The sequence below is a fragment of the Protofrankia sp. BMG5.30 genome (genome assembly GCF_001983005.1).
GTDB classification, from domain to species: Bacteria; Actinomycetota; Actinomycetes; order Frankiales; family Frankiaceae; genus Protofrankia; species Protofrankia coriariae.
In genome coordinates this window covers 50,751-67,570 of the sequence record NZ_MOME01000017.1, presented here as the reverse complement: position 1 = coordinate 67,570, position 16,820 = coordinate 50,751, and the positions used below count along the sequence as shown (strand labels likewise).

Sequence of the window (16,820 nt, the reverse complement as noted above, 5' to 3'; positions counted from 1 at the left end):
CCCAAATTGTGCCTGAAGGTACCTTTGGGGCTTATCGCTGGGTTGGGGTGACCGGTTCGGGGAGGTCGGTGCTGCCGCGCAGGTAGCGGTCGACCGCCGCGGCGGCGGACCGGCCCTCCGCGATCGCCCACACGATCAGCGACTGGCCGCGGCCCATGTCCCCGGCGACGAACACGCCCGGGACAGAGCTCGCCCAGCCGGCGTCCCGGGCGACGTTGCCACGGGCGTCGAGGGCCACCCCGAGCTGTTCGAGCAGGCCCGTCCGCTGCGGCCCGGTGAAGCCCATCGCCAGCAGCACCAGCTCGCAGGGCAGCTCGACGTCGGTGTCGGGCACCTTCTCGAAACGACCGTCGACCAGTCGGACCTCGTGCATGCGCAGCGAGCGGACCCGACCCGCGGCGTCACCGGAGAAACGCTCGGTGGAGACGGCGAAGACGCGCTCGCCGCCCTCCTCGTGCGCGCTGGACACCCGGTAGACCACCGGCCAGGTCGGCCACGGGTTGGCCGCCGGCCGCGACCGCGGCGGCCGCGGCATGATCTCAAGCTGGTGCACGGAGCGGGCACCCTGGCGCAGCGCGGTACCCAGGCAGTCCGCGCCGGTGTCGCCACCGCCGATGATGACCACCCGCCGGCCGGCCGCGTTGATCGGGGACGCGGCGAGGTCACCCTGCTGGACCCGGTTCGAGGGCACCAGGTACTCCATGGCGAGGTGGATGCCGTCGAGGTCGCGGCCGGGGATGTTCAGGTCCCGGCCGACCGTCGACCCGCCGGCGAGCACGACCGCGTCGTAGGAGGCGTGCAGCTCGTCCCCGGTGATGTCGACGCCGACGTCGCAGGAGGCCATGAACACCGTCCCCTCGGCCCGCATCTGGGCGAGGCGGCGGTCCAGGACGTGCTTTTCCATCTTGAATTCGGGGATGCCGTAGCGCAGCAGGCCACCGATGCGGTCGGCCCGCTCGTACACGACGACGTTGTGGCCGGCGCGGGTGAGCTGCTGGGCCGCGGCGAGCCCGGCCGGGCCCGACCCGACCACGGCGACCCGCTGGTCGGTGCGCGTCGACGGCAGCACGGGACGGACCRCACCGTCGCCCCACGCCCGGTCGATGATCGACACCTCGACCTGCTTGATGGCCACCGGGTCGTCGGAGATGCCCAGGACGCAGGCGGCCTCGCACGGCGCCGGGCAGAGCCGTCCGGTGAACTCCGGGAAGTTGTTGGTGGCGTGCAGCCGTTCGATCGCGTCGTGCCAGTCGCCGCGGCGCACCAGGTCGTTCCACTCCGGGATGATGTTCCCCAGGGGGCAGCCGTTGTGGCAGAACGGGATGCCGCAGTCCATGCACCGGGTGGCCTGGTCCCGCAGGGAGCTGGCCGGGAACGGCTCGTAGACCTCTTTCCAGTCGGTGATGCGCACGTCGACGGGCCGGCGCTTCGGCTGCTCCCGGTGGTGCCTGAGGAAGCCTGTCGGGTCAGCCATACCGCTCCTGTCGGGTGGTGGGGTCCTGTCGGGTGACCAGGTGCTGTCGGGTGGCGGGACGCTGTCGGGTGGTGGGGCGCCGCGCGCCGGGCGCCGCCTGCCGACGCGTCGGCCGCGAGGGGCGGGTCGCGGGGGCAGCGTCGCGGGGGCGATGCTCGACGCGGTTCGCGGGTGTGTGTCCCATCAGGCTTTTGCGGGGATGTTTTACAAGGATTTCACGGACATGTCGACGGCGCCGGGTTCATCGGACAACCGCCGAGAAGAGTGCGGGTATGTCGTCGGACACATCGGGAACATCGGATACGTCGGATACGTCGGATACGTACTGCGCGTGGACGGTGCCACCGGGGATCCTCCCCGTCCGGCAGGCGTCACCCGCCGCGACGCCGCCCGTCCGCGGATGAGCCGAGCGGCGTCCCGACCGGGCTCAGCCGCGGGCTGCCGTCATGATCAGATCATCGGCGGGCAGCCCGTCATCCTCCGCCTTCTTCATAGCCGCCAGCACGCGTTTGTAATCCCGTGGCATCACCTTGACGAACCGGGCCTGCTCGTCCTCCCACCGGCCGAGCAGACCGGCCGCGACCGTGGAGCCGGTCTCCCGCCGGTGCCGGGCGATCAGGGTGCGCAGCAGCTCGCGGTCGTCGTCGTCCAACGGCTCCACGTCGACCATCTCGGTGTTGATCCGCCGCCGCAGCGGTCTGTACAGGTAGGCGACGCCGCCGCTCATCCCGGCGGCGAAGTTGCGCCCGATGGGCCCGAGCACGACGACGGTACCGCCGGTCATGTACTCGCAGCCGTGGTCGCCGACGCCCTCGACGACGGCGGTCGCGCCCGAGTTGCGCACGCAGAACCGCTCGCCGACGATGCCGCGGAAGAACGCCTCGCCGGCGGTGGCGCCGTAGAGCAGCACGTTGCCCGCGACGGTGTTCTCCTCGGCGCGCAGCGGCGCCTCCTTCGGCGGGAAGACGATGATCCGGCCGCCGGAGAGGCCCTTGCCCGCGTAGTCGTTGGTGTCGCCCTCGAGGGTGAGCGTCACCCCGCGCGGCACGAACGCGCCGAAGCTCTGCCCGGCCGAGCCGGTGAACCGCAGCGAGATCGTGTCGTCGGGCAGGCCCCGCGCGCCGTACCGCCTGGTCACCTCGTAGCCGAGCATGGTGCCGACCGTCCGGTTGACGTTGCGGATCGGCATCTCCAGCCACACCGGCCGGCCGTCCTCAAGAGCGTCCTCGCAGAGCTGGATCAGGGAGTTGTCCAGCGCCTTGTCCAGCCCGTGGTCCTGGGCGGTCGTGCAGTGCAGGGCGCCACCGAACGGCCGCTCCGGGCTGTGCAGCAACGGGGTGAGGTCGAGGCCCGCCGCCTTCCAGTGGTCGACGGCGGCCCGGGCGTCGAGGAACTCGACGTGCCCGACGGCCTCCCGCAGGGTGCGGAAGCCCAGCGCCGCGAGGTACTCGCGCACCTCCTCGGCGATGAAGGTGAAGAACGCCTCGACGAACTCGGGCCTGCCGGTGAAGCGTTCGCGCAGCACCGGGTTCTGGGTCGCCACCCCCACCGGGCAGGTGTCGAGGTGGCAGACCCGCATCATCACGCAGCCGGCCACCACCAGCGGGGCGGTGGCGAACCCGAACTCCTCGGCGCCGAGCAGGGCGGCGACGACGACGTCCCGGCCGGTCTTCATCTGACCGTCGACCTGGACGACGATCCGGTCGCGCAGGCCGTTGAGCAGCAGGGTCTGCTGGGTCTCGGCCAGCCCCAGCTCCCAGGGGGCGCCGGCGTGCTTCAGCGACGTCAGCGGGGACGCGCCGGTGCCGCCGTCGTGCCCGGAGATCAGCACGACGTCGGCGTGGGCCTTGGACACCCCGGCGGCGACCGTGCCCACCCCGACCTCGGCGACGAGCTTGACGTGCACCCGCGCCCGGGTGTTGGCGTTCTTCAGGTCGTGGATGAGCTGGGCGAGGTCCTCGATGGAGTAGATGTCGTGGTGCGGCGGCGGGGAGATCAGGCCCACGCCCGCCGTCGAGTGCCGGGTCCGCGCGATCCACGGGTAGACCTTGTGCGCGGGCAGCTGGCCGCCCTCACCCGGCTTGGCGCCCTGCGCCATCTTGATCTGGATGTCGTCGGCGTTGGCGAGGTACTCGCTGGTCACCCCGAACCGTCCGCTGGCGACCTGTTTGATCGACGAGCGGCGCAGGTCGCCGTTGGCGTCGGGGACGTAGCGCCTGGCGTCCTCCCCGCCCTCCCCGGTGTTCGACTTGCCGCCGATCCGGTTCATCGCGATCGCGAGGGTCTCGTGCGCCTCGGCGCTGATCGAGCCGTAGGACATCGCCCCGGTCGCGAACCGTCGGAGGATCTCCGAGACCGGTTCGACCTGCTCGATCGGCACCGGCGGGCGCAGCCCCTCGCGCAGCTCGAACAGGCCGCGCAGGGTGGCGTTGCGCCGGGAGAGATCGTCGACGGTGGCGGTGTACTTCTTGAAGACCTCGTACTGGCGGCTGCGGGTGGCGTGCTGGAGCAGGAAGACCGTCTCCGGGTTGAACAGGTGCACCTCGCCCTCGCGGCGCCACTGGTACTCCCCGCCAACGTCGAGGTCGCGGTGGGCGAGCTCRCTGGGCAGCGCCGCGTACGCCCGGTGATGGCGGGCCGCGACCTCGTCCGCGAGGACGTCGATGCCCACTCCGTCGAGCCGGGACGGCGTCCCGGTGAAGTAGGTCTCGACGAGCTGCTGGGACAGCCCGATCGCCTCGAACAGCTGCGCGCCGGTGTAACCGGCCACGGTGGACACGCCCATCTTGGACATGACCTTCAGCACGCCCTTGCCGAGCGCCTTGATGAGGTTCTTCTGGGCCTGCTCCCGGGTGATCCCGTCCAGCTCGCCGGCGTCGAGGATGTTGTCGATCGACTCGAAGGCCAGGTACGGGTTGACCGCGGCCGCGCCGTAGCCGAGCAGCAGCGCGATGTGGTGGACCTCACGGGCGTCGCCGCACTCGACGATCAGACCGACCTTGGTGCGGGTCTTCTCCCGGATCAGGTGGTGGTGGACGGCGGCGGTCAGCAGCAGGGAGGGGATCGGGGCCTTGTGCCGATCGCAGTCTCGGTCGGAGAGCACGACGATGCGGGCGCCGTCGGCGATCGCCTCGCTGACCCCGCGACAGATCTCCCGCAGCCGGCCGGTGAGCGCCGCCCCGCCGCCGTCGACGTCGTAGAGACCACGGACGGTCACCGCGGCGAACCCGGGCATGTCACCGTCGTCGTTGATACCGACGATCTTGGCGAGTTCGGCGTTGCTGATGACCGGGTACGGCAGGTGCACCAGCCGGCAGGACGCCGGTGACGGCGCGAGCAGGTTGCCCTCCGGGCCGAGCGTACGCGCCAGGCTGGTGACCATCTCCTCCCGGATCGCGTCCAGCGGCGGGTTGGTGACCTGCGCGAAGAGCTGGGTGAAGTAGTCGAACAGCAGCCGCGGGCGCTGCGAGAGCACCGCCATCGGGGTGTCGGTGCCCATCGACCCGATCGGCTCGGCGCCGGTGCGGGCCATCGGCGCGATGATGACCCGCAACTCCTCCTCGGTGTAGCCGAAGACCTGCTGACGGCGGCGCACCGACTCGTGCCCGTAGATGACGTGCTCACGCTCGGGCAGGTCGTCCAGGGAGATCAGGCCGGCGTGCAGCCACTCCTCGTAGGGGGCGGCGGCGGCCAGCTCGGACTTGATCTCCTCGTCGTCGACGATCCGGCCCTCGGCGGTGTCGATCAGGAACATCTTCCCCGGCTGCAGCCGGCCCTTCTGCACCACCTTGTGCGCGGGGATGTCGAGGACGCCGACCTCGGAGGCCATGACAACCAGACCGTCGTCGGTCACCCAGTAGCGGGACGGACGCAGCCCGTTGCGATCGAGCACCGCGCCGATGACCGTACCGTCGGTGAAGGCGATCGACGCCGGGCCGTCCCACGGCTCCATCAGCGTCGAGTGGAACTGGTAGAAGGCCCGCCGGGCCGGATCCATCTCGTCGTGGTTCTCCCACGCCTCCGGGATCATCATCAGGACCGCGTGCGGCAGGCTGCGCCCGGCMAGGTGGAGCAGTTCCAGGACCTCGTCGAAGCTGGCCGAGTCGCTGGCGCCGTCCGAGCAGATGGGGAACAGGCGGCTCAGCTCCCCCGGGATCAGGTCGCTGGCGAGCAGCGCCTCCCGGGCCTGCATCCAGTTGCGGTTGCCACGCACAGTGTTGATCTCACCATTGTGGGCCGCGAACCGGTACGGGTGCGCCAGCGGCCAGCTCGGGAAGGTGTTGGTGGAGAACCGGCTGTGCACCAGAGCGATGGCGCTGGCGAACCGGGGATCGTCAAGATCGGGGAAGTACGCGGAAAGCTGGTGGGTGGTGAGCATCCCCTTGTAGACGATGGTGCGCGCGGACAGGGAGGGGAAGTACACCCCCGCCTCCAGGCGGGCTCGCTTGCGCACGCGGAACGCCCGGCGCTCGAGGTCCATCAGGTCGGAGGACCCGTCGGCGGCGCCGTCACCAGCTGTGACACCGGTTGTGCCGCTGCCGCTGGCCGTGGGGGGCAGGCCGAGGAAGAGCTGGCGCATCCACGGTTCGACCTCGGCGGCGGCCCGGCCGACCATGTGGCTGACCACCGGCACCTCACGCCAGCCCAGGACCCGCAGGCCCTCCGCGCGCACGATCCGGCTGATCGCGCGGACCGCGTCGTCCCGGTCGCCGGCGATCTGCGGCAGGAACGCCGTCCCCGCCGCGTACTGGCCGGGCGGCGGCAGCGGGAAGTCGACGACGTCGCGCAGGAACGTGTCCGGGATCTGCAACAGGATGCCCGCGCCGTCCCCGGTGTCCGGGTCGGAGCCGGAGGCACCCCGGTGGTCAAGGTTGCGTAGCACGGTGAGGCCCTGTTCGACCAGCTCGTGACTGCGTCGCCCACGAACGTCGACGACGAAGCCGACCCCGCAGGCGTCGTGCTCGAACGTGGGGTCGTACAAACCTTGTGCGATCGACATCCGGCGGGTCCTGTCCGTCTTCAGGGGATCTCCAAGAGGCGGACGACGCTGTCCGGACGCGCCGCCGCGACAKGGAATGTCCCGGCCGGGCGCACTAACGAGTGTGCCACGTGCGCACTGGATCCGCCGTGATCACAAACGGGCTGGCGGCGGATGTGGCCAACCGGGCACTCGGTGGCGCCTCGGCCCCGAGGTGCGCCGGCCGGTCCCCGGGCATGCTGCACTGACCGTACACCGACGTCACGGACACCTTTCGTCGCTGTTTCCAGCGCTGCCTTCCAGCACTGTCCGCGACCGCTGTCAGCCGCCGACTGTCGGACGCCGGACACCTCGTTCCGCGTACTCTCCGTACTCTCCGCGTTCCCCGCGTTCCCCGCGTTGTTCCCCGGGTTCTCCCGTCCTCCTCGTTTTCCGCCGTCGCTGCCGGGCGCCGCCCCGGTCAGGGCCGGTCGGACGGCTCGCCGGTCGCGGGGACGGCGGACTCCACACCCGGCGGCACACCCGGCACACCCGGCGGCACACCCGGCACACCCGGCGGCACACCCGGCACACCCGGCGGCACACCCGGTACATCCGGCGGCACATCCGGCGGCGCGGCGTCGGGCCGAGCCGGGCCGGCTTCCCCGTCCGGGCCGCTGCCTTCGGCCGCCGCGCTCCCCGCGTCACTCTCCCCGTCCGGGCCGTTGGCCTGGGCGGCGGCGTCACCGGAGGCAGCGGAGGGCCGGCTGGGTGGTTCGCCCGAGACAGCCGCGGGCCCGGCGACGGGGCCGGGGCCGGGGCCGGGAGCGGCGCTGGGATCGTCGGCGGGTGTGTCGGCGGCCACCGGAGGGTCGACAGGAGCGTGCAGGAACACCAGGGCGAGCGCCGCGGCGGCGAACACGACCAGCGACGTCCAGTCGTTGAGCCGTACCCCGAGGAAGGTGTGGGCCTCGTCGATGCGCAGCGCCTCGATCCACGCCCGCCCGGCGGTATAGAGCAGCACGTAGAGCGCGAACAGCTTGCCCCGGCCGAGCCTGTGGTGGCGGTCCACACACAGCAGGATGCCGGCCACCCCGACGTTCCACAGTGCCTCGTACAGGAAGGTGGGATGGTAGAGCGACTCACCGGCGACACGCTGGTGCTCGGGATCTATCCGCAACGCCCAGGGCAGGTCGGTCGGGCGCCCGTAGAGCTCCTGGTTGAACCAGTTGCCGACCCGCCCGACGGCCTGGGCCAGGACCAGGCCCGGGGCCGCCGCGTCGGCGAATAGGCCGAAGCCRACCCCGCGGCGCCGGCAGGCGAGCCACACGCCCAGTGCCCCGCCGGCGACCGCGCCCCAGATCCCCAGCCCGCCGTGCCAGACCCGCAGTATGTCGACCGGGTCCCCGCCTGCGCCGAAGTAGGCGTCCGGGCTGGTGACGACGTGGTAGACCCGCGCTCCGACGATGCCGAACGGGACGGCCCACCCGGCCACGTCGGTGGCGAGATAGGCCGGCTGGCCGCGCGCGCGCAGCCGCCGCCCGGTGATCACAGTCGCGATCACGATACCGACGATGATCGCAAGGGTGTAGCCCCGCAGCGGGACGGGGCCTACGTACAGGATGCCCGTCGAGGGGCTGGGAATCGCGGCTAGGACCACATAGGTCAAGCTATACCGCCCGTAACCTGGCCCTCGCCATGCCCCACATCACCGACCATCACAAGAATCACCGTAAGTTACCAGCAGGCCATTACCAAACATCATCAAATACGACCGAATACCACCGAACGTCAGCAGCCATCAGCAGGCGTCACAATACGTTACAGCGCATGACAAAACATGACAAATTACTATAAAGCGTGCCTGTAATCGCGACACCGGGCCCTGTAATCGCGGCACCGGGCATGGACGGCGGGAGCGGTGCGGGCGGCGGAACCGCCGGGGATCACCCCCGTGGCACGGACGGCTCGGGGCGGCGCACCCCGGCGGCAAGCCCGGCCACGATCCCCCGCAGCGCCACCTCCGCCTCCCCCGGATCCGCCCCGGCGCGTTCGGCCTCCAGCAGCGCCTTGACCAGGGCCGATCCGACGATCACACCGTCGGCGAAGCCGGCGACCTCGGCCGCCTGCTCGGGCGTGCTCACACCGAGCCCGACGGCGACCGGCGTGTCGGTGACGGCCCGGACCCGGCGGGTCAGGTCGGCCGCCTGCGCGCCGACCCGCTCCCTGGTCCCGGTCACTCCCATCAGGGACGCCGCGTAGATGAAGCCCTTGCTGACCGCGGCGACCCGCGCCAGCCGGGCGTCGGTCGAGCTCGGCGCGACCAGGAAGACGGAGTCGAGCCCGGCGTCGGCGGTGGCCGCAAGCCACGGGCCGGCCTCCTCGGGCGGCAGGTCCGGGGTGATCGCGCCGGCCCCGCCCGCGGCCGCGAGATCACGCGCGAACGCGTCGACCCCGTAGCGCTCGATCGGGTTCCAGTAGGTCATCACCAGCGCCGGCACGCCGGTGACGGCCACCGCCTCCACCGTGCGCAGGACGTCGGCGGTGGTGACCCCGCGGCGCAGGGCCGCGTCCGACGCGGCCTGGATCACCGGGCCGTCCATGGTCGGATCCGAGTAGGGCAGGCCGACCTCGACGACGTCCGCCCCGGCCTCGGCAAGGGCCCGCACCGCCGCGATCCCGCCGGCCACCGAGGGGAAGCCCGCCGGCAGGTAGCCGACCAGTACCGCCCGCCCGTCAGCGCGCGCCCTGGCAAAGACCTGGCTCAGCCGACTCTGTCCGCCGGGCTCGTTCCGCTCGCTGGGCTCGCCGGCGAGACTCCGTTCATCCGAAAGACTTCGCACTCTGGTCCGTTCCGTGATCCGTTCCGGCGGCGGCGGCCAGGCCGTGCCTGACGCCCGCCGCGCGGAGCTGGTTCGGCATGCTTCCGGTCGCTGGCGGTGTTCTCTCCCGCCGATGATGGCGTTTTTCGTCGGTGACAGCGTTCCCGCCGGTGCTGGCCGTCAGAGGAGATCGAACCACTTCGCCGCGGTGTCGACGTCCTTGTCGCCCCGCCCCGAGCAGTTCACGACGACGACGGCGTCCGGGCCGAGATCCCGGGCGACGTCGAACGCGGCGGCGAACGCGTGCGCGCTCTCGATCGCGACCAGGATGCCCTCCAGCCGGGCCACCAGACGCAGCGCGTCCATGGCGGCCTGGTCGTCGACCACCCCGTAGGTCGCCCGGCCCGTCTCGTGCAGCCAGGCGTGCTCGGGGCCGATGCCCGGATAGTCCAGCCCGGCCGAGATCGAGTGCGACACCTGCGTCTGCCCGTCGGCGTCCTGAAGAAGAAAGGTGCGCATGCCGTGCAGAACGCCGGGAGCGCCACCGGCGATCGCGGCCGCGTGCCGGCCGGTGGCCAGCCCGTCGCCGCCGGCCTCGGCGCCGATCAGGCGGACCGAGGTGTCGTCGATGAACGGATGGAAGATCCCCATCGCATTCGAGCCGCCGCCGACGCAGGCCACCACCGCGTCGGGCAGCCGGCCGACGCGCTCGAGCACCTGCGCCCGCGCCTCCACCCCGATGACCCGCTGGAAGTCGCGGACCAGCATCGGGAACGGGTGCGGTCCCATCACCGAGCCGATGCAGTAGTGGGTCGTGTCCACCGTGGCCACCCAGTCCCGCATGGCCTCGTTGATCGCGTCCTTGAGGGTGCGGCTGCCCGCGGCGACGGGGACGACCTCGGCGCCGAGCAGCCGCATCCGGGCGACGTTGAGCGCCTGCCGGGAGGTGTCCTCCTCACCCATGTAGACCACGCAGTCCAGGCCGAGCAGCGCGCAGGCGGTGGCCGTGGCCACCCCGTGCTGGCCGGCGCCGGTCTCGGCGATCACCCGGGTCTTGCCCATCCGGCGGGTGAGCAGGCACTGGCCGAGCACGTTGTTGATCTTATGGGAGCCGGTGTGGGCCAGGTCCTCCCGCTTGAGCAGGATGCGGGCGCCGCCGACGTGCGCGGTCAGCCGGGCCGCGTCCGTGAGCGCGGTGGGCCGGCCGGCGTACGTCGCGAGCAGCCCGCCCAGTTCGGCGGTGAAACCGGGATCGGCCCGCGCGGCCGCGTAGGCCTCGGTCAACTGGTCCAGCGCGGCGAACAGCGCCTCGGGGACGAAACGGCCGCCGAAACGGCCGAAGTGCCCGGCGCTGTCGGGCACCGGGCTCACCGGCGCGGCATCCGCGTTGGCGAACCCGGCGGCGGAGGTCACGGCGGAGGTCACGGCGTGACCCTATCCTCCCGGAGACGCGCCAGGTGCGGTGTGGTCAGCGACTGGTCAGCAGCTGGTCAGCGACCGACCTTGGTGGCTGGATGCGCACCGGCGGTGACCAGATCCGCGACCGTCTGACGGGGATCCGTGCCGGTCACCGCGGCTTCCCCCACCAGGACCGCGTCGGCTCCGGCCGCGGCGTAGGCGAGCAGGTCGTGCGGCCCGCGCACACCGGACTCGGCGACCTTGAGCACCCCTGGCGGCAGCAGCGGCGCCAGCCGGGCGAAGGTGTCGCGGTCGACGTCCAGCGTCCGCAGGTCACGCGCGTTGACGCCGATCAGCCGGGCTCCCGCGTCGACCGCCCGCGTGACCTCCTGCTCGTCGTGCACCTCGACCAGGGCGGTCATACCCAGCGACTCGACCCGTTCGAGCAGGCCGATCAGCCGGGGCTGCTCCAACGCCGCCACGATCAGCAGGACGATGTCGGCGCCGTGCGCCCGCGCCTCGAAGACCTGGTAGGGGGAGATCACAAAATCCTTGCGCAGGAGGGGCACGTCCACCGCGACGCGCACGGCGTCCAGGTCGGCCAGCGACCCGCCGAACCGGTGCCGCTCGGTCAGGACGCTGATCGCCGCCGCGCCCGCCGTCTCGAACTGGGCCGCCAGCTCCGCCGGGTCGGCGATCGTGGCGAGCTCGCCCTTGGACGGGGAACGGCGCTTGACCTCGGCGATCACCGCGACTGCCCGGCTGCGCAGCGCCGCCAGCGCGTCCCTGGGATCGGGAACGCGCTCGACGCGTCGTTTCAGCGCTGCCAGGGGGGTCGCGACCTCCCGTTCGGCGAGGTCCGCACGGACCCCGTCAAGGATGTCGTCGAGAACGCTCATCGATCTGTGCCCGTGGCTGTCTCGGCCATGGCGCCGATGTTAGGCCAGGCGTGTGCGACAGGCATCCGCCCCCCGCCGAAGGGCTCGCATGCTCACATCCGCCGGTTGCTCACCGGTTGACACAGGCCCGGCGGCGGTGAAACGAGGGAGCCGAAAAACCTTTGCACATCGGATACGCGGACGCCATGCCCACGTACCGTGATTGTCTGTTTGTTGGCTACCTGGAGAGACTGCTGCCGACCGTAAAGTAGCCGACACTCGGCAGTCCGCCCACCGCCGACCGGTTGCCGGCCCACCAGCGATCCGCCGCGGCGCCCTCTACGGCGCACCCGGCCGGTCCGCCCCGGCACCGCACCGGCCCACCGGGCGGAGCCCGAGCCCAGCCCACCACGCGGCCGGATCGGGCCCGGATCGGGCCAGACCCGGGATCAGGCCGGGGCCGGGATCAGGTCGGGTCGTCGCCGCGGTCGATGGCCTCCCAGGCATCGACCGGCCGGGCCGCCGGGCTTCGGTAGCGGGCGGACAGCGCCGACCAGGTGCGCCCGCGCAGCGCGACGAGCAGCCCGCCGCCGGCGAGGAGCACGCCGCCGGTGGCGGCCAGCCATGGCGCGGCGGTGCGCCGCAGGTCCCGCAGGTCGGCGGTGGCGCCGGGGGCAAGGTCACGCACCCGCGCGGTGGCCCGTGCCGCCGAGAGGGGATCGGCCGCGATCCGGCCGGCGACGACGGCGGCCGCCACTCCGGCGAGCAGGACGAGCACGCCGACGACCACCCGGCCGGCACGCCTGGTCGCGGCGATCGCCACCACCCCGGCGAGCCCCACCAGGCCCAGCCCGGCGAGGGCCGGGGCAAGTTCGGAGCCGCTCAGGCTGGCGGCAAGCGGCGCCGCGGCCGCCACCGGCTCGTCCGCCACCGTGGCGGCGACCCGCACCCGCACCCAGGTCGCCCCGACGGTGAGCAGCACCACCGCGGCGCCGAGCAGGCAGGCTGCCACCGCCGCGGCCATCTCCCGTCGCCGGCCGGCAACGGCCTGTCCACCCCCGGCCGCGGACGCGTCACGGTCCGCGGGAGCACCGGGAGCACCGGGAGCACCGGGAGCCGTGGTGTCGTGGGCCGCGCGGGTGCCGTCGTCGCGGTGCTCACCGGCGGTCGCGGACGGCGTCCGCGGTGGTGCTCCCCCGGTCATGTCGGCGGACGCAGCGACTCGGCGATCTCGATCGCCCGCAGCACCGCCGCCGCCTTGGTGCGGCTCTCGTCGTTCTCGGCCGCGGGGACGGAGTCGGCGACGATACCCGCGCCGGCCTGCACGTAGGCGACGCCGTCGCGCAACACGGCGGTGCGGATGGCGATCGCGGTGTCCAGGTCACCGCCGAAGTCCAGGTAGCCGACCACGCCCCCGTACAGGCCCCGGCGGGTGGGCTCGAGGCTCTCGATGATCTCCATCGCGCGCACCTTCGGCGCGCCGGTGAGGGTCCCGGCGGGGAAGGTCGCCGTGAGGACATCCACGGCCGAGCGGTCCGCGGCGACCTCGCCAGTCACCGTCGAGACGATGTGCATGATCTGCGAGAACCGTTCGACGGCGGCGAACTCGACCACCCGCACCGACCCCGGCTCGCAGACCCGGCCCAGGTCGTTGCGGACCAGGTCGACGAGCATCACGTGTTCGGACCGTTCCTTGGGGTCGGCGAGCAGTTGCGTGGCGAGCTCGGCGTCCGCCTCCGGGGTGGCACCGCGGGGCCGGCTGCCGGCGATCGGGTGCAGCAGGGCGCGGCGCCCGGTCACCGTCACGTGCGCCTCCGGCGAGGAGCCGATCACGTCATGGTCGTCAAAGCGCAGCAGGTACATGTACGGGCTCGGGTTGGACGCCCGCAGCACCCGGTAGATGTCCAGGGCGGCGGCCGTCGTCCGCCGCTCGAAGCGCTGGGAGACCACGATCTGGAAGCACTCGCCGGCCCGGATCTCCTCGATGGCGGTCTCGACGGACGCCTCGAAACGCTCCGGTGGGGTTGCCGAGACGAAGTCCGCGATCGACAGCTTCGCCGGCACCCCGGTGCTGGCCACGGTCGGCTCGGTCGACTTGCACAGGCCGGCCGTCATGACCTCGAGCCGGTGCAGGGCGTCGTCGTAGGCCGCGTCCAGATCGCCGCCGCCGCGGGTGAACACGTTGGCGATCAGCAGGCAGGAGCAGTCCCGGTGGTCGAAGACGGCCAGGTCGGCCGTGAGCATCATGCGCAGCTCGGCCATGCCCAGATCGTCCACGGCGGTCGAGGGCAGCCGTTCCACCCGTCGGATGATGTCGTACGACAGGTAGCCCACCAGTCCGCCGGTCAGCGGCGGGCCGTCGGGCAGCCGGGGTGCGCGCAACGTCGCCTGCGCCGCCCGCAGGATCTCCAGCGGGTCGCCGCCGGTGGGCAGCCCCGGCGGGGGGTCACCGGCCAGCCAGACCGCCGATCCGTCACGTTCGGTGAGGGTGGCCGCGGCCCGGACGCCCACGAACGAATACCGCGACCATGCCTCGCCGTTCTCGGCCGACTCCAGCAGAAACGTGCCGGGGCCGCCGGCGAGCTTGCGGTAGATCCCGACCGGGGTCTCGCCGTCGGCGAGCAGGCTGCGGGTCACCGCGACCACCGGGTACTCGGCGGCCAGCTCGTGGAACCGCGAGCGGCCGGGGCTGATCTCCCCTGTGGTCACGGCTGTGCTCCCCTCGCGGGTTCTTCGGCGACGCCCGCGCGCCGGGCGTCGCGCGCCTGCGCCGGATCGATGGGCGGATCGATGACGGTGGCCGGCAGCGTCCGGCCGTCGAAACAGCTCCGGCTGCCGGTGTGGCAGGCCGGTCCCATCTGGTCGACCTGGACCAGGACGGTGTCCCCGTCGCAGTCCAGCGACACCGAGCGGACCAGTTGCAGGTTGCCGCTGGTGTCCCCCTTGACCCAGTACTCCCGGCGGCTGCGGCTCCAGTAGGTGGCCCGTCCGGTGGTCAGCGTCCGGCGCAGGGCCTCGTCGTCCATCCAGCCAACCATCAGCACCTCGCCGGTGTCGTACTGCTGGGCGACCGCCGGGAACAGGCCGGCGGCGTCACGTTTGAGCCGGTCTGCGATCGCGGGGTCCAGCTGGGGGGATGGGGCGGGCACGAGCTCATTGTGCCGCGCCCGACGGCCCGGCATACCCGATGAGCGAAGCATGCCGATCTGTCCGGCAGCCATCTGCCCGGTAACCAGCCAGGCCAGCCAGGCCAGCCAGGCCAGCGCCAAGGCAGCCAGGAGACGCCGGAGACGCAACGGGACGACACCAGCCGGACCCGCTGGTGGCCGCGCCCCACCGCACCGCCCCGGGCGTGGCCTGGCGGGCCGCCGGCCCTGGCCGTCACGGGCCGCCGGTACCGGCGGCCCACGAGGCGTGCAGCCGCTGGTACACGCCGGGGAGTACGACCAGCTCCGCGTGGGTGCCCTGTTGGACGATCCGGCCGGCGTCGACGACGACGACGAGGTCCGCGGACTCGGCCGTGGACAGCCGGTGGGCGATCGTGACCGACGTCCGCCCACGGGTGATCTCGCGCAGCGCGCCGGCCAGCCGCACCTCGGTCGCCGGATCCACCGCCGACGTCGCCTCGTCGAGGACGAGCAGGTCCGGAGCGGCGACCTGGGCGCGGGCGAGCGCCACCAGCTGGCGCTCGCCCGCGGCCAGCAGGCCGCCGCGCTCACCGACGCGGGTCCGCACACCGTCGGTGAACCCGCTGATCCAGTCGGCGAGCCCCAGCGCATCGAACGCGTCCTTGACATCACTGTCAGTGGCATCCGGGCGTCCGTAGCGGACGTTGTCGGCGATGCTCGCGTCGAAGAGGAACCCCTCCTGCGGGAGCATCACGACCCGCCGGCGCAGCGCGGCGAACCGCACCCGCGCCAGCGGTACCCCGGCGACGAGCACCTGGCCGGCGGTCGGATCCGTCAGGCGGACGAGCAACCTGGCGAGCGTGGTCTTGCCCGACCCGGTCTCGCCGACCACCGCGACCCGGCTGCCGGCCGCGATCCACAGGTCGACGCCGCACAGCACGGGCGGGCCGCCCGGATAGGCGAACGAGACCCGCTCGAAGCACACCGACAGCGGGCCGGCGGGCAGCTGACGCCCGTCCGGGCCGGGGTCGGGCACGTCGCGGGGGGTGTCCAGCACGTCCAGGACGCGGCGCAGGCCGGCGAGGGCGCCCGCGCCCTCGTTGAGCATCTCGGTCAGCGTCTGCAACGGCACCACGAACAGCGTCACCAGGAAGAGGAAGGCCACCAGCCGCCCGGCGCTGAGATGGCCGCCCACCCCGAGCAGCACCCCGCCGACCACCACCGCGCCGGTGGCGCCCGCCGCCACCAGCTCCCCGGCGGAGAAGACCATGGCGACCAGGCGCTGCGCGGCCGTCTGCGCCGAGCGGTACCGGTCGACGGCGGTGTCCACCCGGGCCGCCGTGCGCGCCTGGACGCCGTAGGCGCGCACCACCGCCGCGCCGACCACCGACTCCGAGATCGCGCCCAGCATGTCCCCGACCCGTTCCCGCACGGTCAGGTACCGCCTGGCGACCCGCGACTGGAAGCGCCACACCACCACGGCCATCGGGACGAAACAGGCGTAGACGACGATGGTCAGCAGCCAGGAGTACACCGCCATCAGCGCGGTCGCGACCATCATCTGCCCGGCGGAGAGCAGCAGCACCATGCCGCCGAACTGCAGGAACTGCGACATCTGGTCGACGTCGCTGGTCACCCGGGAGGTCAGCGTCCCGCGCCGCTGCCGCGCCTGGGCCAGCACGGACATCTCGTGGATGTGCCGGAACGCCCGCACCCGCATGGTCGCCAGGGCCGCCTCCGACGCCCGGTACAGCCGGACGTTCATCCGGTAGGCCGCCAGCGCCGTCACCACGATCGCCACGGCCGCGGCCACCACCGCGTGGCGCACCACGGCAGGGTCCGGCCGGCCGGCCAGCAGGCCACGGTCGACGGTCTGCTGGACGGCGATCGGGATCACCACCCGTCCCACGGTCGCGACCGCGGCAAGGGCCAGTGTCACGGGCAGGCCGGCGGTGAGCTCCGGCGCGAGCCGGCGGATCCGGCCCACCGTGGCCCACAGCGACTCCCGGGACCGCGGGGGCGGGGCCGCTGTCCGCGCCTGCGCCGGGGCCTGCGCCGGATCACCGCCCGGCTCCCAGCCCGGATCACCGCCTGGATCACGAGGTGTGGGCACGACGGCGGCGCTCACCACGCCAGCCCGACGTCACCGACCGTGCCCTCCTG

The 16,820-nt window shown here is 72.7% G+C and carries 10 protein-coding genes; all 10 read right to left on the bottom strand.

Annotated elements, in window-relative coordinates; all coding sequences use genetic code 11:
• Positions 1-31 precede the first annotated feature (31 nt).
• Positions 32-1,474 carry a glutamate synthase subunit beta gene (locus tag BL254_RS11255; RefSeq protein WP_076843264.1) on the bottom strand — a complete coding sequence of 481 codons (1,443 nt, stop codon included), beginning with the start codon at positions 1,472-1,474 and terminating at the stop codon, positions 32-34.
• Between the two features lie 427 nt (positions 1,475-1,901).
• Positions 1,902-6,473, bottom strand: coding sequence for a glutamate synthase large subunit (gene gltB / locus BL254_RS11250; protein ID WP_047221816.1), 4,572 nt, complete (start codon positions 6,471-6,473; stop codon positions 1,902-1,904).
• Between the two features lie 439 nt (positions 6,474-6,912).
• A complete protein-coding gene (lgt, locus tag BL254_RS11245; protein ID WP_076843263.1) occupies positions 6,913-8,091 on the bottom strand; it encodes a prolipoprotein diacylglyceryl transferase in 1,179 nt (392 codons plus the stop codon).
• Positions 8,092-8,377: 286 nt separating this feature from the next.
• Complete coding sequence (gene trpA / locus BL254_RS11240) at positions 8,378-9,274, bottom strand: tryptophan synthase subunit alpha (RefSeq protein ID WP_235433304.1); 897 nt, start codon at positions 9,272-9,274, stop codon at positions 8,378-8,380.
• 159 nt (positions 9,275-9,433) lie between these two features.
• A complete protein-coding gene (trpB, locus tag BL254_RS11235; protein ID WP_047221875.1) occupies positions 9,434-10,666 on the bottom strand; it encodes a tryptophan synthase subunit beta in 1,233 nt (410 codons plus the stop codon).
• 77 nt (positions 10,667-10,743) lie between these two features.
• Complete coding sequence (gene trpC / locus BL254_RS11230; RefSeq protein WP_047221817.1) at positions 10,744-11,550, bottom strand: indole-3-glycerol phosphate synthase TrpC; 807 nt, start codon at positions 11,548-11,550, stop codon at positions 10,744-10,746.
• A 445-nt stretch (positions 11,551-11,995) separates the two neighbouring features.
• Positions 11,996-12,733, bottom strand: coding sequence for a Trp biosynthesis-associated membrane protein (locus BL254_RS11225; RefSeq protein ID WP_076843262.1), 738 nt, complete (start codon positions 12,731-12,733; stop codon positions 11,996-11,998).
• The gene (locus BL254_RS11220) at positions 12,730-14,238 is read right to left on the bottom strand and encodes an anthranilate synthase component I (protein WP_047221818.1); all 1,509 of its coding nucleotides are present in this window, start codon (positions 14,236-14,238) and stop codon (positions 12,730-12,732) included. The genes BL254_RS11225 and BL254_RS11220 overlap by 4 nt, the downstream gene beginning before the upstream one ends.
• Positions 14,235-14,711: a phosphoribosyl-AMP cyclohydrolase gene (gene hisI, locus BL254_RS11215; RefSeq protein ID WP_047221819.1), complete on the bottom strand. Its 477-nt coding sequence runs from the start codon at positions 14,709-14,711 to the stop codon at positions 14,235-14,237. The genes BL254_RS11220 and hisI overlap by 4 nt, the downstream gene beginning before the upstream one ends.
• A 199-nt stretch (positions 14,712-14,910) precedes the next feature.
• Positions 14,911-16,788 (bottom strand): ABC transporter ATP-binding protein, encoded by a 1,878-nt coding sequence (locus BL254_RS11210; protein WP_052914302.1) that lies wholly within the window; start codon positions 16,786-16,788, stop codon positions 14,911-14,913.
• Between the last annotated feature and the right edge of the window lie 32 nt (positions 16,789-16,820).

Coding starts and splice junctions, on each gene's coding strand:
- hisI (WP_047221819.1), bottom strand. CDS start 14,711: ATGCCGGGCCGTCGGGCGCGGCACAATGAGCTCGTGCCCGCCCCATCC.
- BL254_RS11225 (WP_076843262.1), bottom strand. CDS start 12,733: ATGACCGGGGGAGCACCACCGCGGACGCCGTCCGCGACCGCCGGTGAG.
- trpC (WP_047221817.1), bottom strand. CDS start 11,550: ATGAGCGTTCTCGACGACATCCTTGACGGGGTCCGTGCGGACCTCGCC.